Raw genomic sequence first — 21260 nt, forward strand, 5'->3', positions numbered from 1 at the left:
CTCGGTGCGTGCACCGGCCGCGGTGCTCGCAGCCTCCGCGCCAGCGCCGCGCCCCCGACGCCCGCGCGCGGCCGGCGCTGGCTCGCGCGTCGGCGCGTCGACGCCGGGCAGATCGTCGTAGCTCGCGAACTCGTCGCACGCGGCCTTCAGCGACTTCGCGGTCGAGCCGGCAACGCCGATGCCCACCACGTAGCGGCCCAGCCGTCGCACGCGCTGCGCGAGCGGCACATAGTCCGAGTCGCCGGCGACGATGACCACGTGCGTGAGGTCGTCGAGCCGGAACATGTCTTCGACCGCGTCGACGGCGAGCCGGATGTCGGCGCCGTTCTTCGCGTACGCCGCAGCGGGAAAGAGCTGCACGAGGTCGACCGCGCGCGCGACGAGCTGTGAGCGATACTCCGCGTTCACGAACGCCGACCAGTCGGCGTATGCGCGGGTGAGCACGAGCGTGCCGAACGACGACGCGTAGTCGATGATCGCGCCGACGTTCACCGCGGCGGCGCGCAGGCGCTCGGCGACGTCGGCTGCGGTGGGGTCCTCGCTGATCTTCTGCCGATCGCGCGCGAACGAGTTGCGCCCGTGCACGCGGTCGTACCAGGAGAGCACGATGTTGTCGAAGTCGAGGTAGACCGCGACTCGGCCATTCAGAGTATCCGCCATGCGTCCAGTTTGGCAGGCGAGCCCGCTCCCCGAAACCACCGGGCCGCGGAGCGCAAAAAACGCCCGCCGCCCCGGGAGTCCGGGACGGCGGGCGTCGCCTGCGTGGCGAGACGCGTGCGCCTCGCCACGCGCGGGAGGGTTACTCCGCTGCGGGGGCCTCGGCCTCAGCTGCGGGAGCATCTGCCTCAGCAGCCTGCTCCTCGAGCACGGGCTCGAGCGAGAGCTTGCCGCGATCGTCGACCTTCGTGATCTTCACGAGGATCTTCTGGCCAACCGAGAGCACGTCGTCCACGCTCTCGATGCGCTTGCCGCCGGCGAGCTTGCGCACCTCGGAGATGTGCAGCAGGCCGTCCTTGCCGGGGAGCAGCGAGACGAACGCGCCGAAGGCAGCGTTCTTCACGACCGTGCCGAGGTACTGCTCGCCCACCTCGGGGTTCTGCGGGTTCGCGATCGCGTTGACCTGCGCGCGCGCAGCCTCTGCGGCCGGACCATCGGTCGCCCCGATGTAGACGGTGCCGTCGTCGTCGATCGAGATGTCAGCGCCGGTCTCGTCCTGGATGCCGTTGATCGTCTTGCCCTTCGGGCCGATCAGCTCGCCGATCTTGTCGACGGGGATGTTCACCGTGATGACGCGAGGCGCGGTGGGCGCCATCTCGTCGGGGGTGTCGATCGCCTGGTTCAGCACGCCGAGGATCGTGAGGCGAGCCTCGTGCGCCTGGGTCAGCGCGCCCTTCAGCACGTCGGCGGGGAGGCCGTCGAGCTTCGTGTCGAGCTGGATCGCGGTGATGAACTCGCTCGTGCCCGCGACCTTGAAGTCCATGTCGCCGAGGGCGTCCTCTGCACCAAGGATGTCGGTCAGCGCCGCGTAGCGGGTCTCACCATCGACCTGGTCGGAGACGAGACCCATCGCGATGCCGGCGACCGGCGCGCGCAGCGGCACACCGGCGTTGAGCAGCGACAGGGTCGACGCGCAGACCGAGCCCATGGACGTCGAGCCGTTGGAGCCGAGCGCCTCGGACACCTGGCGGATCGCGTACGGGAACTCCTCGCGGCTCGGCAGCACGGGCACGAGGGCGCGCTCGGCCAGGAAGCCGTGGCCGATCTCGCGACGCTTCGGCGAGCCGACGCGGCCGGTCTCACCGGTCGAGTACGGCGGGAAGTTGTAGTGGTGCATGTAGCGCTTGCTCGTGACGGGCGACAGCGAGTCGATCTGCTGCTCCATCTTGAGCATGTTCAGCGTGGTGACGCCCATGATCTGGGTCTCGCCGCGCTGGAAGATCGCGGAGCCGTGCACGCGCGGGATGACCTGCACCTCGGCGTCGAGCGCGCGGATGTCGCTCGTGCCACGCCCGTCCATGCGGATCCCCTCGGAGAGCACGCGGCTGCGCACGATGTCCTTGGTGACCGACTTGTACGCGGCCGAGACCTCGGCGTTGGCGGACTCGGGGAGCTCCCCGGCGTCGACCTTCGCTGCGATCTGCTCCTTCACGCGCGCCTTGAGCGCGTCGTCGGCGTCCTGGCGCTCGAGCTTGTCGGCGATCTGGTAGATCGGCGCGAGCTCCTCGCGTGCGAGGGCGTCGACGGCGGCGAGGACCTCGTCGGAGTACGGCAGGAAGACGGGGTAGTCCGCGACCTCCTTGGCCGACTGTGCCGCGAGCTCGGACTGCGCCTTGCAGAGCTGCGCGATGAACGGCTTCGCCGCGTCGAGACCAGCGGCAACCACTGCCTCGTTGGGCTTCGTCGCGCCGCCGCGGATGAGCTCCCAGCTGTGCTCGGTGGCCTCAGCCTCGACCATCATGATGGCGACGTCTTCCGCACCGTTCTTGTCGGTGACCACGCGGCCGGCAACGACGATGTCGAAGACGGCCTCCTTCAGCTGCTCGACGTTCGGGAACGCGACCCACTGGTCACCGATGAGCGCGAGGCGCACGCCGGCGATGGGGCCCGAGAAGGGCAGACCCGAGATCTGCGTCGACGCGGAAGCCGCGTTGATCGCGAGGGCGTCGTAGAACTCGCCGGGCGCGATCGAGAGGACGGTGATGACCACCTGGACCTCGTTGCGCAGGCCGCTCACGAAGGAGGGGCGCAGCGGGCGGTCGATGAGGCGGCAGACGAGGATCGCCTCGGTCGAGGGGCGGCCCTCGCGACGGAAGAACGAGCCGGGGATCTTGCCCGCGGCGTACGAGCGCTCTTCAACGTCGATGGTCAGGGGGAAGAAGTCGAAGTGATCCTTCGGCTGCTTCGATGCGCTCGTAGCGGAGAGGAGCATGGTCTCCTCGTCCAGGTACGCGGCAACCGCGCCCTGCGCCTGCTGCGCGAGTCGGCCGGTCTCGAAGCGGATCGTGCGCTTTCCGAACTTGCCGTTGTCGAGGACTGCCTCGGCGAACTTGATTTCGGGACCCTCCACGGGCTCTCCTTTGTTTGGGGTGGGCACGCGGCAACCGCTCGCTGACGCCGGGGCGTTCGCGAGTGCTGATCGACAGTGGAGGGCCACCCCCGGCTCCCCGGGAACGGGGCGGGAGGGATCCACCACCGAAGACCAGCCACCGTGTGCTCGGTTCATCGTTGATGCGGGCAGACGCCCGCATCCCCCAGGATAGCACCGCGGCCCTCTGGGGCGGGTGAAAACCCTGGTGGCGCATAGACTACTGAGCGCAGCCCCGCTGCACGGAACGGAGCACACGCTGATGCCAGCAGATCAGGATCCCGCGATCCGGATGCGGGCTCGCCGCGACACCGCGATCATCCTGTCCCCGCTCGGCCTCGGCGTGCTCCTGAACGCGATCGTACGCCCGTGGCTCGCGACGCTCATCGAGGCCGAGGAGATCCGCCGCGGCGCGTCGGTGCGGGGCTCTGATCGGTGGTGGGTGCCGACTCACCAGTCCGCGGCGGAGCACCCGGCGATCTCCTGGTTCCTGAGCGTCAGCGACGGCGCGCTCGCCGGCGCACTGCTGCTGAGCTGCGGCGTCATCGCGCTCGCGATGTACGCGCGGCGGCGGGCCGAGCGGCGCCGGGCCGAGCGGCGCCGCGCGACTACGCCCTGAAGAGGGCCTCGCCGACGTACTCCCCCGGTCGGATCCCGCCCGGGACGGCCCACAGGCCAGAGCCGACGTGGCGCAGGTACTCGTTCATCGAATCGCTCTTGAGATTCCGCTGCACGCGCACGAACGTCTCCGGCGTGCGCTGGTAGCTGATGAAGAAGAGCCCGGCGCCCAGCTGCCCGAGCGGGTTCGAACCGTCGACGTAGTTGTAGCCGCGGCGCAGCATCCGCGCCCCGCCGTTCTGCTCGGGGTGCGCGAGCCGCACGTGCGCGTCGACCGCGATCGCCGGACCACCCTCCGAGGACTGCGCCGCGAAGTTGGGGGCGTCGAACTCGGCGCCGCCGGACAGCGGCCCGCCTTCCCCCTTGGTGCGGCCGACGATGCGCTCCTGCTCGGCGAGCGACGCCCGATCCCACGTCTCGATCGTCATCGCGATCTTCCGCGCGACGAGGTAGCTGCCGCCGCGCAGCCACGCCTGCTCGTGGTCCTGCGGCGCCCAGATGTGCTCGGCGAGCGCGTCGGTCTCCTCGGCCATGACGTTCGCCGTGCCGTCCTTGAAGCCGAACAGGTTCCTAGGCGTGTCCTGGTTGAGCGAGGTGGACGAGGTGCGCCCGAAGCCGAGCTGGCTCCACAGGATGCGCGCCTTGCCCATGGCGATGCGACTCAGATTACGGATCGCGTGCACCGCAACCTGCGGGTCGTCGGCGCACGCCTGCACGCAGAGGTCGCCGCCCGTTGTCGCGGGATCGAGCAGGTCGAACGCGAACGACGGGAGCTCCGCGAACTCCGCGGGGCGGCGCTCCGCGATCCCGAAGCGATCCTTCCCATCCGCGTTCTCGAAGAGCGAGGCACCGAAGCCGAAGGTGAGGGTCAGCCCTGCTGCGCCGAGGCCGAGCGCCTCGCCCGTGTCCTCCGGCGGCGCGAGCGGCGGGCCGTCGACGGCGCCGTGCTCGCCGACGTCCTCGCCGCGGGTGAGTCGCTCGGCGGCAGCGGTCCAGTCGCGCAGGAGCTCGATGAGCCCCTCGCGGTCGACGCCTCGGAGCAGCTCGAAGCTCGCAAAGTGGAGGCGATCCTGCGCTGGGGTCACGATCCCGGCCTGGTGCGCGCCGTGGAACGGAATGACCCGATCACCTGACCCGGCCCCGCCGCCAGGCACCGCGCCGCCCGCGGCGTGCGCGAGGGCAGCACCGCTCGCACCGCCGACCGCGAGGCCGGCGGTGCCAGCGCCGAGGAGGCCGAGGAGGCCGCGACGGCTGAGACGACGCTCGCTACTCGGCACTGATCCCCAGCACCGTGTGGGTGAGGCGCGACATCGGCTCGCTCAGGGCGTTCAGCTGCGCGCCGAGCTCGCCACGTGCGCTCTGATCAACGGTCGAGTAGTCGACGAAACCGGCCTCGTAGTCGCCGTAGGTGGCGAGCAGCTCGAGCATGCCGGCGAACTGTGCGTCGAGCGTCTCGGTGAGCTCGGCGCCCTCCTCGCCCTTCGCCGCGGCGATGTCGCGCACGGCCTCGTAGGCGACCTGCGCGCCTTCGACGTTAGCGCGGAAGTCGTACAGATCGGTGTGCGCGAACTCGTTCTCCTCGCCGGGCAGCTTGCCGTCGGGCGCCGCGATCTCGTCGAGCAGGCCGATCGCGCCGTTCGTGATGTCGCTGAGCGTCAGCGAGAAGTCGTCGGAGTGCACGAGGTCGTAGAGCGAGGTGATGTCGGTGACGAGCTTGTCGCCGAGCTCCGCGCGCTCCTCTGGCGTGAGCGCCGTGAGCGTCTCGTCCGGGTAGTTCTGCTTCGCCGCGTCGAGCCAGAGGTCCATCTCGATGCGGTGGAAGCCGGTGAAGGGCAGGCCTTCGGCCTCGGCGCCCGGCTTGCGGTAGTCGATCGCCGGGTCGAGGTCGCCGAACTGCTCAGCGGTGGGCTCGATCCGCTCGTAGCTGACGCGTGCGAGGGGGAAGAGGCGGCGCGCCTCGTCGTCGTCGCCCGCGGCGTACGCGTCGACGAACTCCTGCACCTGGGGCACGAGCTCCGCGGCCTGGCTCTTCACGTACGCGGTGTAGCTCGTCACCGCGGCGTCCTCCGCGGCCTGATCGTCGGCGCTCGCCGCGACCGTCTCACCGGTCACGGTGAACTTCGTCTTGCCGATGCCAGCGCCGACCATGCCCGGCTTGCACACGGTGTAGTAGGTGCCAGGCTGGGCGACGAGGGTGAGGTCGCGGCTCGCGCCCGGCGCGATGTTCTCGACCTCGCCGACGATGGAGAGCTCGTTCTCGGCGAGCACGTAGAACTCGGTGACCTGGTCGCCGGAGTTCGTCACCGCGAAGCTGATGGGGCCGCTGGCCGCCGTGTCCGCGCTGACCGCGCAGGCGTCGGCCGACGAGTCGACGGTCAGCGCGGCTGCCGTGCCGGTGCCGGCGTTCGGCACGCAGCCGGTGAGCGTGAGCGCGCCGGCCGCGACCAGGGCGGCGATGGAGAGGGTGGATCGGGTCTGCACAGTGACTCCTAGTGTGTGGGTGCGGGGTGCGGAATGGAGGGCGTCGTCGCTGCCGGCCGGGTGGCGGGCCGCAGCGCGCGACGCAGGAAGATCGTGAGCGTGGGGATCAGGTAGGCGACGTACGCGAGCAGTTCGAGCTTCGTCATCTCGGGCGTGAAGCCGATCGTGCCCTTCAGGAGGCTGCCGAGCAGCCCGTCCGGGGCGATGATGTGCGGGATCCGGAACGCCCAGGCCGACTCGCCGTACCAGGACTGCACGAACGCGCTCGCGCCCTCCGGGGCCATCGCGAACGGTCCGGGCAGCACGGCCGCTTCCTGCAGGTCGTGGATCGCGTATGCGACGACGCCGGCGGCAAACACGATGAGGAGCGCGCCGGTCCAGGTGAAGAACTTCGCGAGGTTGACGCGCAGCATGCCGCGGTAGATCAGCCAGCCGAGCGCGCAGGCGAGCAGGATCCCCGCGACCGCCGCGGTGAGGCCGAGGAGCGGGCTCTCCCCCGCGGAGCGGGTGGTCGCCCAGATGAAGAGCGCGGTCTCGAGCCCCTCGCGGCCGACCGAGAGGAAGCCGACGGCAACGATGCCCCAGCCGGAGCCGGCGATCGCGGCGCCCAGCTGGCCCTCGAGCTCCGAGCGCATCGTGCGCGCCGTGCGGAGCATCCAGAACACCATCCAGGTGACGAGGCCGACGGCGAGGAGGGAGAGCGAGCCGCCGATGATCTCCTGCGCCTGGAAGGAGAGCCCGTACGCGCCGAAGGTCAGGACCGCGCCGGTGATGAGCGAGGCGAGCACCGCGAGGCCGACGCCGAACCAGATGCGGCGCGCCACATCGGGGCGGCCAATCCGCTGCACGTACGCCAGGAGGATACCGACGACGAGCGCGGCCTCCAGCCCCTCGCGCAGGCCGATCAGGAAGGTTCCAAGCATGTACTGCCTCTTCGGGGACGGGCCGGCGCGCGGGAGGCGAATCGACCTGATGTGATGTTGGTAAGGCGTGCCTTACTTTCGGGACTCGCTTACAGTACTCCCCCGGCCCCCGGATCGACAAGTCGGCGCACAAAAAAGCTGAGACCCCCTGCGTGGGCAGGGGGTCTCAGCGTCTTTCGGGAGGTGCCCGGAGCGGGGCAAACCCTCACTTAGTGCGAGGTTGATCCGTTCCGGGCTTCCCGTTCCGGATCAAACTCGCTCCAAACCCCTGCGGAGGAGCGGGGGCGGGGCGGGGAATCCAGGGGCGGGCAGCCCGGGCTCCTAGAGCGCGTCGATGTCGATCGTGTGCAGCGCCTCGGCGCCGATCGCTGCGCGCAGCGAGTCAACGAGCTCCTCGGAGATCGGCGCGTCGACGGAGAGCACCGACAGCGCGGTGCCCTTCTTCTCGTCGCGCGCGATCTGCAGCCCGGCGATGTTTACGCCGGCCTCACCGAGCAGCCCGCCGTACGCCGCGACGATGCCGGGACGATCGGTGTAGCTGAAGACGACGAGGTGCTCCGGGATCGGCAGCTCCACCTCGTAGCCGTTCACCTCGACGATCTTCTCGATCTGCTTCGGCCCGGTCAGCGTGCCGGACACCGAGAGCGGGGTGCCGTCGGTGAGCGCGCCGCGGATCGTGATCACGTTGCGGTAGCTCTCGGAGACCGCGTCGACCGAGAATCGCACCTCGACGTTGCGCTGCTCGGCGAGCAGCGGCGCGTTGACGTACGACACCGGATCGCTGACAACCTTCGAGAAGATCCCCTTGAGGGCGGCCAGGCGAAGTGCCTCGACGTTGTGGTCGGCGAGCTCGCCGTGCACCTCGATGTCGAGCGAGCCGATCGGACCGGCGGCAAGGCCGGCGAAGATCTGGCCGAGCTTCTCGGTGAGCGGCAGGCCGGGGCGCACCATCTCATCGATGACTCCGCCGGCGACGTTCACCGCGTCGGGCACGAGATCGCCGGCAAGCGCGAGGCGCACCGACTTCGCAACCGACACGCCCGCCTTCTCCTGCGCTTCCTCGGTCGATGCGCCGAGGTGCGGCGTGACGCTGACGGTATCGAGGCCGGTGAGACTCGTATCGGCCGGCGGCTCCTGCACGAACACGTCGAGCGCAGCGCCGGCGATCTCGCCGGCCGCGAGCGCCTCGGTGAGCGCCGCCTCGTCGATCAGGCCGCCGCGCGCGACATTGACCACGTAGGCGGTGCGCTTCATGGCACGCAGCTGCTCCGCACCGATCATGCCGAGCGTCTCTGGCGTACGCGGCATGTGGATCGTGAGGAAGTCGGCGCGTTCAACGAGCTCGTCGAGCGAGACCAACTGCACGCCGAGCTGCTGCGCGCGGGTCGCGGTGACGTAGGGGTCGTATGCGACGAGCTCGACACCGAAGCCGCGGAGACGCTCGGCGACGAGTGCGCCGATGCGACCGAGCCCGATGATGCCGATCGTCTTCTCGTAGAGCTCGGTGCCGGTGAACGACGAGCGCTTCCACTGGCCGGCCGAGAGCGAGGCGTGCGCGCGCTGCAGGTGGCGCGCGAGCCCGAGGATGTGCGCGACCGTGAGCTCAGCTGCGCTGATCACGTTCGACGTTGGTGCGTTCACCACCATGACGCCGGCCTGCGTGGCCGCCTTGATGTCGACGTTGTCGAGGCCGACACCCGCGCGGGCAACGACCTTCAGTCGGGGCGCCCAGGAGAGCGCCTCCGCGTCAATCTGGGTTGCGGAGCGCACGAGCACGGCGTCTGCGGTCGCGAGCGCCGAGCGCAGCGCATCGCGATCCGTTCCGTCGACGTGCACCACCTCGAAGTCGGGGCCGAGCGCGGCAATGGTGGCGGGCGAGAGTTGTTCGGCGATCAGCACGACCGGCGCAGACATCAAGCGAATCCTTCGGGTCAGCGACAGGGAATCTGCGTGAGCACTCACGCAGATTCCTCAGTCTACCGGCGTCCCGGGCGCGTTCCGCGCGCTACGCGAAATATGACGACTCGGGAATGAGGTGCATGACGTCGAGCTGCACCACCGCGACCACCGCGATTCCTGCCATGAGCAGGAGGATTCGGGTGCCGCCTCCGCGCTTCCTGCCGAGCAGCAGCGCCGCGACAAAGACGAGCACCGGCATCGCGATCCCGAATACGAGCCAGAGCCAGCCGCCAGCACTGAGCCCCATCCCCAGGGCCCCCGCGAGCCCGAGCATGCCCGTCAGGTTGCCGATCCCGGTGACGGTCGCGTGCACATACAGCACGGCGATGAGGAGTCCGGCGCCCCACCACGCAATACGAGCCACCACGTCTAGCCTCCCCTGGCGATAAGCATCGGAAGCGGGAGGAGCACAACGGCCCCAACCGCGAGCAGAATCGTGAGCCGCGCAGCGCTCTTGCCGCGCGCGAACACGAGTGCGGCGAAGAACCACATGGCCGGCGCGAACGGGGCCGCCCAGAACACGATCTGCTGCAGGATCCCGCCCAGCGAGCCGCTGCCCGCAGCGGTCAGCGCGTTCACGGTCGCGTACGCCTGCGCGACGTTCGCCCAGCCGAGCGTGTACAGGAGGTAGAGCCCACCGAACACACCAAGGGCGACGAGTGAGCCGTTCGAGACCTGATCACGCTGGGGTTCGGCCACGGCGGCCTCGGCCACGACAGCATCGGCGACGGCCGCTTCCGCGGGCGCCTGCAACTCCCCCGCCTCACGAACCGGCGCTGGCGTCTCGCTCGGGGCGGCAGGCTCGCCCTCGACGGTCCAGCCGCTCGCGAGGCTGCTCTCCCGCGGCTCGCGCGGAGTCTTCTTCTGCATGCCTCAAGCCTAGCCGCGCGTCCACGCGGCTCGCTCCGAGACCCCCGAGAGCGCAGGGAGCAGAGCGACGGGGCCGGGACGCACGCACGCTTCACCTGCGGCCATGCAACTACTACACTTGCGAAAGATCCCACCCAGCACACACAAAGGAACTCACGACAGTGGCAGAAACTGGCAAGAAGACGAGCGCAGAGACCGGCACGGACTCTGGCACCCCGGACTGGCAGCCCACCGCTGACGCGAAGGCCAAGTCCACGCGCCTGCGTTGGATCGCTGCTGCGGCGTGGGCCCTCGCGATCGCGCTCGAGGCGGTCGCAATCTTCTGGCTGCTGCGCCAGCGCGAGTTCGTCGGCGAGGACGGCACCCTCGTGCGCAACCCGGACACGGGCCTCCTCGAGACGCAGAACGCGACGGCGGTATTCCCCCAGTGGGCGTTCACCACGCTGATCATCTCGCTCGTCGTGATCGCAGCGCTCGCGATCACGGGCTCCGTGCTGTGGAAGAAGGCCAACCGCCTCGACCCCGCGAAGCGCTCGGACACCGTGCGCTTCTTCGTGCAGAACCAGCTCGGCGCCATCATCTCGATCATCGCGTTCCTCCCGCTGATCATCCTGATCTTCACGAACAAGGACATGGACGGGAAGCAGAAGGGGATCGCTGGCGCGATCGGCATCGTGCTCGCGCTCGCCGCCACCGCGCTCGGCATCGACTACAACCCGGCGTCGGTCGAGAAGTACACGGCTGACCAGTCGACGGTGATCCAGCTCCTCGGGCAGGACGAGGTGGTCTGGGTGGACGGCGGCAAGGTCTACCACGTCTGCGAGGACGTCTCGGACATTCAGACCGGCAGCGACAAGCGCACCGGCACCACCGCCGAGGCGGTTGCGGCGGGCAAGGAGCGACTCACGCTGAAGTTCGCGTCCGAGCTTCGCGCCTGCGGCCTGAACGTCCCGACGAATGCCTCGGAGATCGAGGCGGCGCTGAAGGCGATCCAGGAGGGCAGCACGAACACCACGCTGCCGAAGCCTGAGTGGGCCTCCCCCGAAGACGCCCCGATCGCGGTTGCCGACGCGGCTCCGGCGGCGTAGCGCGACGCACACACTGAGTGCGGCAGCGCCTCATCGAGACCGGCCGCATTCATTGAGATCGCACCAAGATGCACGAAAGCGTGCGCGGTCTCAATGAATGCGGCCGGTCTCGATGTTGATGGGCACAGCGCGGGCGATAGCGCGCACGCGCCCGCCTAGACTTGCTGGGTGACCGCGCACCACTTCGACCTCGCCAGCATCGGCGCCGGCCTGCCCGTCGCCGCGGCGCGCGCCGAGCTTGAAGCCGCGATCGGCGCGGGCGCCGCGGTCGTCACCGCCCCGCCAGGCACCGGCAAGACGACGTACGTCCCGCCGCTCGTCGCGAACCTGCTCGCTGAGCGCGGAGGCGCAGGCCGCGTGCTCCTCACCCAGCCCAGGCGCGTCGCGGTGCGCGCGGCCGCACGCCGCCTCGCGGCGCTCGACGGTTCGGAGCTCGGCGGCGCCGTCGGCTACACCGTGCGCGGCGAGCGCAGCGTGACGCGCGCCACACGCGTCGAGGCGCTCACCCCCGGCGTGCTGCTGCGGCGGCTGCTCGGCGATGCGGCGCTCGACGGCGTCGCCGCCGTGATTCTCGACGAGGTGCACGAGCGCTCCGTTGACGGCGATCTCCTGCTCGGCATGCTCGCCGAGCTGCGTGAGCTGCGCGACGACCTCGTTGTGGTGGCGATGTCGGCGACGCTCGACGCCGACGCGGTGGCCCAGGTGCTCGGCGATGCTCCCGTCGTCGAGGTCGCCGCCCCGCTGCACCCGCTCGACATCGCGTACGCGCCGGCCCCTGGGCAGCGGCTCGACGAGCGCGGCGTCACCCGGGACTTCCTCGCCCACGTCGCGCGCCTCGCCGTCGCCGAGCAGGCCGCAGCCGGCTGCGACGCGCTCGTGTTTGTGCCGGGCGCGCGCGAGGTCGACGCGGTCGTCGCCGCGATCGGCGAGCTCACGCGCGGGACCGACGTCGCGGCGCTCCCGCTGCACGGGCAGCTCCCCGCGCGGGATCAGGATCGCGCCGTTTCCGGCCGCGCTGCGGCGGAGCCGCACCGGATCGTGGTGAGCACCGCGCTCGCCGAAAGCTCGCTCACCGTGCCGGGGGTGCAACTGGTCGTCGACGCCGGGCTCGCGCGCGAGGTGCGCCGGGATCAGGGCCGCGACATGGCCGGGCTCGTCACGGTGAGCGCGTCGCGTGCGAGCGTCGAGCAGCGCGCAGGCCGCGCCGCACGTCTCGGCCCCGGCCGCGCGGTGCGGGCCTATTCCGAGGCCGAGCTCGCGCGCATGCCCGCCGCGGCATCCCCGGAGATCCGCTCGGCCGACCTCGTCGACGCCGCCCTGATCCTCGCGGCCTGGGGCACCCCAGGCGGGGTGGGACTCCGACTCCTCACTCCGCCGCCTGCCGCGGCGATCGAGCGGGCCACCGGCGTGCTGCGCACGCTCGAACTCACCGGCACGGACGGTCGCGTCACGGCGCTCGGCGCGCGCGTCGCCGCGCTGCCCGTCGGGGTGCGTGAGGCGCGCGCCCTGCTCACCGGCACCGAGCTCCTGGGCACTGGCGCCGCGGCGGAGGTCGTCGCCGCGATGTCGGCCGGGCTGCGCGCGGCAGACGCCGACCTCTCCGCGCTGCTGCGCGGGCTCCGCGGTGGGCGCGTCGCGGGCGCTGACCGGTGGCGGCGGGAGCGCGACCGGCTCGCGGCAGTGGCCGCGGCACACGCCGACACCGAACGCGCGGAGCGCCCCCGATCCGGCACCGATGTTGCGGGCACCGATGCGGCAGGCATCGTCGCCGCGCTCGCTCGGCCCGAGCGGCTCGCGCGCCGCACCGGGGAGCACTCGCGCAGCTACCTCCTCGCGAGCGGCACCCGCGCGGCGCTCCCGGCCGGCAGCTCGCTCGCCGCCGCCGAGTGGCTCGCGGTGCGCGAGGTGCAGCGGGTCGCCGGCCCGGCCTCGGACGGTACCGGCGCGCTGATTCGCCTCGCCGCGGCGCTCTCCGCGGAGGCGGCGCTCGAGGTCGGCGCGGCGCTCACCCGCACGGGGCGCGAAGCCAGGGTGACGAGCGACGGGGCCGTGCGCGTCCGCGAGGTGCGCACGCTCGGCGCGATCGAGCTCAGCGCGCGGCAGGTGCCAGCCGTGCCGGCCGACACGGCCGCCGCGCTCGCCGCGCACCTCGCCCGCGAGGGTCTCGATGCGCTGCGCTGGACGGAGACCGCGCTGGCGCTCCGCGGCAGGCTCGCGCTGCTGCACTCGGCGCTCGGCGCGCCGTGGCCGGACGTCAGCGACGCCGCCCTGCGCGCCTCCATCGACGACTGGCTTGGCGCGGAACTCGGTGCGCTGTCGCCCCGCTCCGGGCTCGGCGCGATTGACGTCACGGCGGCCCTGCGCGGACTCCTCCCCTGGCCCGAGGCGGCGCAGTTCGACACGCTCGCCCCCGAGCGGCTCGCGGTGCCCTCCGGCGCGACCGCGCGCATCGAGTATCCGCGCCCCGGCGACGAAGCGGGCCGACCGGTCGTCGCCGTGAAACTGCAGGAGCTCTTCGGCCTCGCCGAGACCCCGCGCCTCGCCGGGGGCCGCGTGCCGGTCCTCTTTCATCTGCTCTCCCCCGCGCGCAAGCCCCTGGCGATCACCGACGACCTCGCCTCGTTCTGGAACGGCCCGTACCAGGACGTGCGGCGCGAGATGCGAGGCAGGTACCCGAAGCACCCGTGGCCGGAGGACCCATGGACGGCCGAGGCGACCGCGCGCACGAAGCGCGCGCAGCAGTCGGGACGCTAGCCGCCCGCCTCGCGTGCGGCGGCCACCGCAGCGCGCTGCTCGTCGCTCAGGTGCTTCACCGCCTCACGGAGGGTCACGCCGGACGCGCGGTGCGCGCGCGGCAGTACCCACGCGAATACCGGATCCGGCCGCTTCCGCGACATGTCGCGGAGCACCCACCCGATCGCCTTGCGAATGAAGAACTCGCGCTCTTCGAGCATCGCGTCGGCGGTGCGGGAGAAGCGCTCGAAGTCACCGCGGCCCTCGCGAAGCGGGACCAGGTGCGCGAGGAGCGCCGAGCGGCGCAGCCAGAAATCCTCATCGCTCGCCCAGCGATCGAGGAACACGCCCCAGCCGGGATCCCGCTCGACCAGCGGCCCGACCACCGAGGCCGCCAGGTTATCGACAAGCGCCCAGGTGCGCGACTCTCGGAGGAGTCGCTCCAGCAGCGCAGCGTCCGGCACACCGAGGAGCGCGGTGTGCCGCTCCAGGAGTTCCACCGCGGCGGCGCGCCGCTCGTGCACCGGGCGCGCGCCCGGCTCGGGCGGCGCCCACAGCGCGGCAGCGATCCCGAGCAGCTGGTCTCGGTCGAGGTCGATGCCGCGCAGCGCGGCGCTCACCGCGGCGCGCGTCTGCGGCACCGACGCGCCGTAGTGGGTGAGCTCGCTCTTCAGGTAGGCGCGTTCGCGCTCGGCGCGCTCGGGGACGGCGCGCGCACGCAGCTCGGCGTCGATCCGGCTCGCGAGGGACGCGGCCGTCTCGTCGCCGCCGGTACTGAGTTGCGCCATTTCGCCATCCTACGCGTTCGCGGCGCGGGGCACGGAGGGACACCGTTGCGTACAGCACCGGCGGGGCTCCGCGCGAGAGTCCCCTCGCCCGCCCCGCACGCGCCCGCAACCTGCAAGACAACGAAGCGAAGCGCGAGCGCCACACTGGCCGCCGCTCGACGGCACCCTCACCGCCCGAGGCGCGCCAATGACCGACTGGGCACGCTGAGCCCACACGGGGCTGGCAGCCCGATCACGTATTCTGCCGGGATGGCAGCACAGAAGCGGATCCTCGTCGTCGCGTTGTCCGTCGTCGCGTTCATTGCGCTCACGCTGAGCGTACCAACGGCGACGAAGGACAGCTTCTTCGTGCTCTATGGGCTCCGGTTTCAAGTCAATAACCAGGTCCGACCTGGGGAAGAGATCGAGGCGCTCGGCGGACTCATCTCAGCCGTTCTGCTGCTCCTGCTCGCCATTTCCTGCCTGGTGACGGCGGTCATCATCGTGCACCGGCGCCTGCCGCCATGGGACCTGCTGTGGCCACTCGCTGCGCTGGTGGGTGGCCTCATTCTGGGGCTCATCATGGGGCAGGTGAACGGTTGCCTGGTGTACTTCCCCGCGGAGGTGTGCCGCCCGGGCGACGGCTACTAGCAGCGAGGTCCGGCTGCAGGGGCGCCTGCGGTGACTTTCTCAACGGCAGCAGCGCACACGCCACAGGGCCCAGCGGGATCGCTCCCGCTGGGCCCTGTGCGACGCGCGAAACTCGCGCGCGGGCTACGACTTAGCGCGCAACGCTGCCGTCGACGTAGTCCTCGTCGGTCGACTTCCACGCGAAGAGCTTGCGCAGCTCGCGGCCGGTCGTCTCGATGGGGTGCTGCTCACCCTTGGCGCGGAGCTCGAGGAACTCCGTGCCGCCGTTGTCCTGGTCGCCGATGAAGCGCTCAGCGAAGGCACCCGACTGGATGTCCGCGAGCACGGCCTTCATGTTCTCCTTCACCTCGGGGGTGATGACGCGGGGGCCGGAGACGTAGTCGCCGTACTCAGCCGTGTCGGAGACCGACCAGCGCTGCTTGGCGATGCCGCCCTCCCACATGAGGTCGACGATGAGCTTCAGCTCGTGGAGCACCTCGAAGTAGGCGATCTCGGGCTGGTAGCCGGCCTCGGTGAGCGTCTCGAAGCCGTACTGCACGAGCTGCGAGGTGCCACCGCAGAGCACTGCCTGCTCGCCGAAGAGATCGGTCTCGGTCTCCTCGGTGAAGGTCGTCTTGATGACGCCGGCGCGGGTGCCGCCGATCGCCTTCGCGTACGACTTCGCGGTCTCCCACGCGGTGCCCGAGGCGTCGACCTCGACGGCGATGATGTCGGGGATGCCACGGCCGGCCTCGAACTCGCGGCGCACGGTGTGGCCGGGAGCCTTCGGGGCGACGAGGATCACGTCGACGCCGGCGGGCGCCTCGATGTAGCCGAAGCGGATGTTGAAGCCGTGCGCGAACGCGAGGGTCTTGCCCTCGGTCAGGTGTTGCTTGATCTGCTCGTTGTAGATCGCGCGCTGGTGCTGATCCGGAGCGAGGATCATGATGAGGTCAGCCCACTCGGCCGCCGCGTCAACGGTCTTGACCTCGAAGCCAGCCTCTTCAGCCTTGGCGATCGACTTCGAGCCCTCCTTGAGGGCGATGACGACCTCGACACCCGAGTCGCGCAGGTTCATCGCGTGGGCGTGCCCCTGCGAGCCGTAGCCAACGACGGCCACCTTCTTGCCCTGGATGATCGACAGGTCTGCATCAGCGTCGTAGTACATCTCAGCCACTGGATTACTCCTTTAGTTGTTGGTTCGGTGTTGCGCGGAACGCGCACGTCATGCCTGCCGCGATGCTGCGGCACACGCTTAGTTCTTGAATACTCGCTCGGTGATCGACTTCGAGCCGCGGCCCATCGCGATGAGGCCGGACTGCGCGATCTCCTTGATCCCGTACTGCTCGAGCACCTTCAGGAAGGCCTCGATCTTGCCGGAGTCACCCGTCACCTCGATCGTGAGCGCGTCGGGCACCACATCGACGACGCGCGCGCGGAACAGGCCAACGGCCTCCAGCACGTGCGAGCGATTCTGGTTGTCGGCGCGGACCTTGATGAGGACGTGCTCGCGCTGCACGGAGCTCGACTCGTCGAGCTCCACGATCTTGATCACGTTGACGAGCTTGTTGAGCTGCTTCGTGACCTGCTCGAGCAGGGTCTCGTCTTCGTCGACCACCACGGTGATACGCGAGAGACCGCGCATCTCGGTGGGGCCGACCGCGAGTGACTCAATGTTGAAGCCACGGCGTGCGAACAGGCCGGCGACACGGGTCAGGAGGCCCGGCTTGTCCTCCACGAGGAGGCTGAGAACGTGACGGCTCATGGTTACTCTCCCTCCCACTCGGGGGCGTGATCAAGTGCGTACTGAATATCGCTGTTCGAGGTGCCCTGGCGGACCATGGGCCACACCATCGCGTCGGCGCTCACGACGAAGTCGATCACCACGGGGCGATCGTTCGTCTCGAGCGCGAGCCGGATGGCGTCGTCGACCTGATCCTCACGCTCCACGCGGATCGCGAGGCAGCCGTAGGCTTCGCCCAGCTTCACGAAGTCGGGGACCCGCTGCGATCCGTGCCCGGTGTTGAGCTCGGTGTTCGAGTAGCGGCCGTTGTAGATGAGGGTCTGCCACTGACGGACCATGCCGAGCGAGGAGTTGTTGATCACCGCGACCTTGATCGGGATGTTGTTCACCACGCAGGTGGCGAGCTCCTGGTTGGTCATCTGGAAGCAGCCGTCGCCGTCGATCGCCCAGACCACGCGGTCGGGCTCGGCCACCTTGGCGCCCATCGCCGCGGGCACCGAGTAGCCCATCGTGCCGGCGCCGCCCGAGTTCAGCCAGGCGTTCGGCCGCTCGTACTTGATGAACTGCGCAGCCCACATCTGGTGCTGGCCAACACCGGCGGCGTACACGCCCTCCGGGCCGGTCAGCTCGCCGATGCGCTGGATCACGTGCTGCGGCGACAGCAGCCCGTCGCTCGTCTCCTGGAAGCCGAGCGGGTACTTTGCCTGCAGCTCGTGCAGGCGCTCCCACCACGGCCCCATGTCGGCGAACGTCTGGCTCATCTTCGCGGAGGACACGGCGGCCGTGAGATCGGAGATGACCTCGGCTGCGTCGCCAACGATGGGCACGTCAGCGGCGCGGATCTTGCCGATCTCTGCCGGATCGATGTCCGCGTGGATCACCTTCGCTTCGGGGGCGAACAGCGCCGCCTTGCCCGTCACGCGGTCATCGAAGCGCGCGCCGAGGGTGATGAGCAGGTCGGCCTCCTGCAGCGCGAGCACCGCGGGCACCGTGCCGTGCATGCCGGGCATGCCGAGGTGCTGCGGGTGCGAGTCGGGGAACACCCCGCGCGCCATGAGCGTGGTCACGACGGGCGCGCCAACCAGCTCGGCGAGCTGCTTCAGCTCGGCCGACGCGCCGGCCCGGCCGACGCCGCCGCCGACGTAGAACACGGGGCGCTCCGCAGCGGCGATGAGATCGGCCGCCGCCTGGATCTGCTTGCTGTTGGCCTTCGTGATCGGGCGGTAACCGGCGAGATCGACCTGCGGGTCCCACTCGAAGTCGAGCAGCCCCTCCTGCGCGTCCTTCGTGATGTCGACGAGCACGGGGCCGGGGCGGCCGGTCGACGCCAGGTGGTACGCGGCAGCGATCGCGCCGGGCACCTCATCGGCGCTCGTCACGAGGAACGAGTGCTTCGTGATCGGCATCGTGATGCCGACGATATCGGCCTCCTGGAAGGCGTCGGTTCCCATCAGGTGGGAGAACACCTGGCCGGTGATCGCGAGCAGCGGCACCGAGTCCATGTACGCGTCCGCGATCGCGGTGACGAGGTTCGTCGCCCCGGGGCCCGAGGTCGCGATGCAGACGCCGACCTCGCCGCTCGCCGCCGCGTAGCCCTCGGCGGCGTGGCCGCCGCCCTGCTCGTGGCGGACGAGGATGTGGCGCAGCTTGTCTGCGTCCATGATCGTGTCGTAGAGCGGGAGGACGGCGCCGCCTGGCAGTCCGAAGATGTCCGTGACGCCCAGGGCCTCAAGGCTGCGGAGGACTGCCTGCGCGCCGGTCATCTGCTCTCCCCGGCCTGCGCCGGGCGTTGCTGGTGATGGAGCACTCGATTCCGAGGTCATTGCTTGCTTTCATGATCGTTAAGGGTGAACGCAGTACACACGGGCGCGACGTATCCCGTCTTCCGTGGAAGCCGGGGCGCGTGGCCGCGGCCTAGCCGGTGACGGCGCCTTCGGAGGCGGAACGAACGAGCTTGGAGTACTTCGCAAGTACGCCGCGCGTGTATCGCGGGGGAAGCGGGGCCCAGGTGGCTCGGCGGGCCTCAAGCTCAGCGGGATCTACCAGCAGATCGAGCGTTCGTGCGGCGATATCGACCCGAATCAGGTCACCGTCGCGGACCAGGGCGATCGGACCACCGTCCGTCGCCTCTGGTGCAATGTGGCCGATGCACAGGCCGGTTGTGCCGCCTGAGAATCGTCCGTCCGTCAATAGTAGTACATCTTTTCCGAGCCCAGCGCCCTTGATGGCCGCGGTGATGGCGAGCATCTCGCGCATGCCGGGGCCGCCCTTCGGACCCTCGTAGCGAATCACCACGATGTCGCCTGCGCCGATCTTGCCCTCGGTGAGCGCGTCCATGGCGGCGCGCTCGCGCTCGAACACGCGCGCGGGCCCCTCGAACACCTCGGCGTCGAAGCCAGCGGTCTTCACCACGGCGCCCTCCGGCGCGAGCGAGCCATCGAGGATCGTGAGGCCGCCGGTGGCGTGGATCGGGTTGTCGAGCTGCCGGATCACCGTGCCGTCGAGCGGCTGCGGGTTCAGCTCGGCAAGGTTCTCGGCGACGGTCTTGCCCGTGACGGTGAGCGCGTCACCGTGCAGCAGCCCGGCGTCGAGCAGCGCCTGCATCACCACGGGCATGCCGCCGACGCGGTCGAAGTCCTGCGCGACGAACTGTCCGAACGGCTTGACGTCGGCGAGGTGCGGCGACTTCTGCCCGATGCGCGTGAAGTCGTCGAGCGTGAGCTCCACCTCGGCTTCGCGCGCGATGGCGAGCAGGTGCAGCACGGCGTTCGTCGATCCGCCGAGCACCATCGCAACGGTGATCGCGTTCTCGAACGCCTTCTTCGTGAGGATGTCGCGCGTGGTGATGCCCTGGCGGAGCATGTTCACGACGGCCTCGCCCGAGCGGTGCGCGTAGTAATCGCGGCGACGGTCGGCCGAGGGCGGCGCGGCCGAGCCGGGCAGGCTCATCCCGAGCGCCTCAGCGACGCAGGCCATCGTGTTGGCGGTGTACATGCCGCCACACGCGCCCTCGCCCGGCGCGATCGCGCACTCGATGCGCTTGAGGTCCTCCTCGGACATGGTGCCGGCCTTGCACGCGCCGACCGCCTCGAAGGAGTCGATGATCGTCACGGTCTTCTCCGTGCCGTCGGAGAGCTTCACCCAGCCTGGCGCGATCGACCCGGCGTACAGGAACACGCTCGCGAGGTCGAGGCGCGCCGCGGCCATCAGCATGCCGGGCAGCGACTTGTCGCAGCCGGCCAGCACCACGGTGCCGTCGAGGCGCTCGGCCATGACCACGGTCTCCACCGAGTCGGCGATGACCTCGCGCGAGACGAGCGAGAAGTGCATGCCCTCGTGGCCCATCGAGATGCCGTCGGAGACGGAGATCGTGCCGAACTGGAGCGGGTAGCCGCCGCCGGCGTGCACGCCCTCCTTCGCGCCCTGCGCGAGGCGGTCGAGCGACAGGTTGCACGGCGTGATCTCGTTCCAGGAGGACGCGATCCCGATCTGCGGCTTGTCCCAGTCTTCATCGCCCATGCCAACCGCACGGAGCATGCCACGGCTCGTGGTTGCTTCGATGCCATCTGTGACGTCGCGACTCCGAGGCTTCATGTCAATCTCTGCCATGCGCCAAGTCTATGCCCTCCCCCATGCCGCGGCGGAGCCGGAGTGCGCGGCAGAAACACGAAACGCGCCGCCGGCCTCAGCCGACGGCGCGTTTCGTGTGTGCGCTGCTACTTGCCGATGGCCGGCAGCACCGCGAACGGCAGTGCGAAACCGATCGCGGATGAGAGCAGGCCGCCGAAGAACATCCACAGCTCGGTCGTGGCGCCGAGCGTCGGGTTGAAGCCGTAGCTCATGAGCACGAAGCCGCCGAAGGCGAGCACAATCGACAGCACGAAGAAGACCGCCGTCACCGCGCTCACCCCACCGCGCGAGCTCTCCTCGAACAGTGCCTCGTTGTCCTGCGACGCCATAGCGATCCACTCCATTTCACTGCCATCACCGCGGGGTTTCCGCGAAAGTCTGCTCCGCACGGCGGAGTCCACCCGCAAGGATACCCCACTCGTCACACCCCGTGCTCGCCGCGCCGAGTAGGCTGATCCGCACAGCCAACGAAATGGAGGACGCGTGTCGATTGGAAAGTACCTCACGAATCCTGGCGTGCTGGGGGCTGCGGTTGGCGCAGTGAGCACCGCGCGCCGCACCGGGAGCATGCCGCGCGACTGGCGCCGCTTCGTCGTCTGGGGCGTTTGGCTCGCAACACTCGCCCTCGCGGTCGGCAGCGTCGCCATGCGCGACAAGGATCGCGAGTTCGACGGACGCTAGGCCACCGCGCCGGGGTCTCCCGCACCGGCGGCGGCACGCTACACTGGCTTG

The 21260-nt window shown here is 70.2% G+C and carries 19 protein-coding genes; 5 read left to right on the top strand and 14 right to left on the bottom strand.

The features are described from left to right. The coding region (locus tag EGM46_RS11600; protein WP_164512885.1) for an NYN domain-containing protein at positions 1-660 on the bottom strand (660 nt) is incomplete at its 3' end. Between the two features lie 139 nt (positions 661-799). After that, positions 800-3067, bottom strand: a complete 2268-nt coding sequence (locus EGM46_RS11605; RefSeq protein WP_125100311.1) for a polyribonucleotide nucleotidyltransferase — start codon at positions 3065-3067, stop codon at positions 800-802. A gap of 280 nt (positions 3068-3347) precedes the next feature. On the opposite strand from EGM46_RS11605, the gene EGM46_RS11610 reads away from it, so the two are divergent. Then, the gene (locus EGM46_RS11610) at positions 3348-3704 is read left to right on the top strand and encodes a hypothetical protein (RefSeq protein ID WP_125100312.1); all 357 of its coding nucleotides are present in this window, start codon (positions 3348-3350) and stop codon (positions 3702-3704) included. Here the strand turns inward: EGM46_RS11610 and efeB are convergent. The 6 genes from efeB to EGM46_RS11640 all read right to left on the bottom strand — a co-directional run bounded on the left by efeB (position 3694) and on the right by EGM46_RS11640 (position 9936). Continuing rightward, entirely contained in the window at positions 3694-4980 is a 1287-nt protein-coding gene (gene efeB, locus EGM46_RS11615; protein WP_125100313.1) for an iron uptake transporter deferrochelatase/peroxidase subunit, read from the bottom strand. The two genes, EGM46_RS11610 and efeB, sit on opposite strands and share 11 nt — an antisense overlap. Continuing rightward, positions 4970-6184, bottom strand: a complete 1215-nt coding sequence (gene efeO, locus EGM46_RS11620; protein WP_125100314.1) for an iron uptake system protein EfeO — start codon at positions 6182-6184, stop codon at positions 4970-4972. Before efeO ends, efeB begins: the two co-directional genes overlap by 11 nt. 8 nt (positions 6185-6192) lie before the next feature. After that, on the bottom strand, positions 6193-7107 hold the full coding sequence (gene efeU / locus EGM46_RS11625) for an iron uptake transporter permease EfeU (RefSeq protein ID WP_125100315.1): 915 nt from the start codon (positions 7105-7107) through the stop codon (positions 6193-6195). 321 nt (positions 7108-7428) lie between these two features. Beyond that, a complete protein-coding gene (serA, locus tag EGM46_RS11630; protein WP_125100316.1) occupies positions 7429-9021 on the bottom strand; it encodes a phosphoglycerate dehydrogenase in 1593 nt (530 codons plus the stop codon). Positions 9022-9112: 91 nt separating this feature from the next. After that, positions 9113-9433, bottom strand: a complete 321-nt coding sequence (locus EGM46_RS11635) for a hypothetical protein (RefSeq protein WP_125100317.1) — start codon at positions 9431-9433, stop codon at positions 9113-9115. A 2-nt stretch (positions 9434-9435) separates the two neighbouring features. Next, positions 9436-9936, bottom strand: a complete 501-nt coding sequence (locus EGM46_RS11640) for a hypothetical protein (RefSeq protein WP_125100318.1) — start codon at positions 9934-9936, stop codon at positions 9436-9438. Between the two features lie 161 nt (positions 9937-10097). Here EGM46_RS11640 and EGM46_RS11645 point away from each other — a divergent pair, with 161 nt between their 5' ends. After that, a complete protein-coding gene (locus EGM46_RS11645; RefSeq protein WP_206427565.1) occupies positions 10098-11024 on the top strand; it encodes a hypothetical protein in 927 nt (308 codons plus the stop codon). Between the two features lie 168 nt (positions 11025-11192). Beyond that, positions 11193-13778: an ATP-dependent helicase HrpB gene (gene hrpB / locus EGM46_RS11650; RefSeq protein ID WP_125100319.1), complete on the top strand. Its 2586-nt coding sequence runs from the start codon at positions 11193-11195 to the stop codon at positions 13776-13778. Here hrpB and EGM46_RS11655 read toward each other — a convergent pair. Then, positions 13775-14545 (bottom strand): DNA alkylation repair protein, encoded by a 771-nt coding sequence (locus tag EGM46_RS11655; protein ID WP_125100320.1) that lies wholly within the window; start codon positions 14543-14545, stop codon positions 13775-13777. The genes hrpB and EGM46_RS11655 overlap by 4 nt on opposite strands. 249 nt (positions 14546-14794) lie before the next feature. Between EGM46_RS11655 and EGM46_RS11660 the strand changes: the two genes are divergently transcribed. Then, on the top strand, positions 14795-15175 hold the full coding sequence (locus EGM46_RS11660; protein WP_125100321.1) for a hypothetical protein: 381 nt from the start codon (positions 14795-14797) through the stop codon (positions 15173-15175). A gap of 130 nt (positions 15176-15305) precedes the next feature. On the opposite strand, the gene ilvC is transcribed toward EGM46_RS11660, so the two are convergent. The 5 genes from ilvC to EGM46_RS11685 all read right to left on the bottom strand — a co-directional run bounded on the left by ilvC (position 15306) and on the right by EGM46_RS11685 (position 20857). Further along, the gene (gene ilvC, locus EGM46_RS11665) at positions 15306-16322 is read right to left on the bottom strand and encodes a ketol-acid reductoisomerase (protein WP_431194083.1); all 1017 of its coding nucleotides are present in this window, start codon (positions 16320-16322) and stop codon (positions 15306-15308) included. 87 nt (positions 16323-16409) lie between these two features. After that, positions 16410-16919: an acetolactate synthase small subunit gene (gene ilvN / locus EGM46_RS11670; RefSeq protein ID WP_125100323.1), complete on the bottom strand. Its 510-nt coding sequence runs from the start codon at positions 16917-16919 to the stop codon at positions 16410-16412. Between the two features lie 2 nt (positions 16920-16921). Further along, positions 16922-18661 carry an acetolactate synthase large subunit gene (locus EGM46_RS11675; RefSeq protein WP_431194082.1) on the bottom strand — a complete coding sequence of 580 codons (1740 nt, stop codon included), beginning with the start codon at positions 18659-18661 and terminating at the stop codon, positions 16922-16924. Positions 18662-18812: 151 nt separating this feature from the next. Continuing rightward, complete coding sequence (ilvD, locus tag EGM46_RS11680) at positions 18813-20507, bottom strand: dihydroxy-acid dehydratase (protein WP_125100325.1); 1695 nt, start codon at positions 20505-20507, stop codon at positions 18813-18815. A 107-nt stretch (positions 20508-20614) separates the two neighbouring features. Continuing rightward, positions 20615-20857, bottom strand: a complete 243-nt coding sequence (locus tag EGM46_RS11685) for a hypothetical protein (RefSeq protein WP_125100326.1) — start codon at positions 20855-20857, stop codon at positions 20615-20617. Between the two features lie 154 nt (positions 20858-21011). Between EGM46_RS11685 and EGM46_RS11690 the strand changes: the two genes are divergently transcribed. Then, positions 21012-21209, top strand: a complete 198-nt coding sequence (locus EGM46_RS11690; protein WP_125100327.1) for a hypothetical protein — start codon at positions 21012-21014, stop codon at positions 21207-21209. The last annotated feature ends 51 nt before the right edge of the window (positions 21210-21260 follow it).

Origin of the sequence: Leucobacter chromiireducens (assembly GCF_003917135.1) — a bacterium.
Lineage (GTDB): Bacteria > Actinomycetota > Actinomycetes > Actinomycetales > Microbacteriaceae > Leucobacter > Leucobacter chromiireducens_A.

Excerpts from the sequence above, each read along its gene's own strand:
- EGM46_RS11610 (WP_125100312.1), top strand. The coding sequence starts at position 3,348 with ATGCCAGCAGATCAGGATCCCGCGATCCGGATGCGGGCTCGCCGCGAC.
- efeU (WP_125100315.1), bottom strand. The coding sequence starts at position 7,107 with ATGCTTGGAACCTTCCTGATCGGCCTGCGCGAGGGGCTGGAGGCCGCG.
- serA (WP_125100316.1), bottom strand. The coding sequence starts at position 9,021 with ATGTCTGCGCCGGTCGTGCTGATCGCCGAACAACTCTCGCCCGCCACC.
- EGM46_RS11640 (WP_125100318.1), bottom strand. The coding sequence starts at position 9,936 with ATGCAGAAGAAGACTCCGCGCGAGCCGCGGGAGAGCAGCCTCGCGAGC.
- EGM46_RS11655 (WP_125100320.1), bottom strand. The coding sequence starts at position 14,545 with ATGGCGCAACTCAGTACCGGCGGCGACGAGACGGCCGCGTCCCTCGCG.
- EGM46_RS11660 (WP_125100321.1), top strand. The coding sequence starts at position 14,795 with ATGGCAGCACAGAAGCGGATCCTCGTCGTCGCGTTGTCCGTCGTCGCG.
- ilvC (WP_431194083.1), bottom strand. The coding sequence starts at position 16,322 with ATGTACTACGACGCTGATGCAGACCTGTCGATCATCCAGGGCAAGAAG.
- ilvN (WP_125100323.1), bottom strand. The coding sequence starts at position 16,919 with ATGAGCCGTCACGTTCTCAGCCTCCTCGTGGAGGACAAGCCGGGCCTC.
- EGM46_RS11675 (WP_431194082.1), bottom strand. The coding sequence starts at position 18,661 with ATGACCGGCGCGCAGGCAGTCCTCCGCAGCCTTGAGGCCCTGGGCGTC.
- ilvD (WP_125100325.1), bottom strand. The coding sequence starts at position 20,507 with ATGGCAGAGATTGACATGAAGCCTCGGAGTCGCGACGTCACAGATGGC.
- EGM46_RS11685 (WP_125100326.1), bottom strand. The coding sequence starts at position 20,857 with ATGGCGTCGCAGGACAACGAGGCACTGTTCGAGGAGAGCTCGCGCGGT.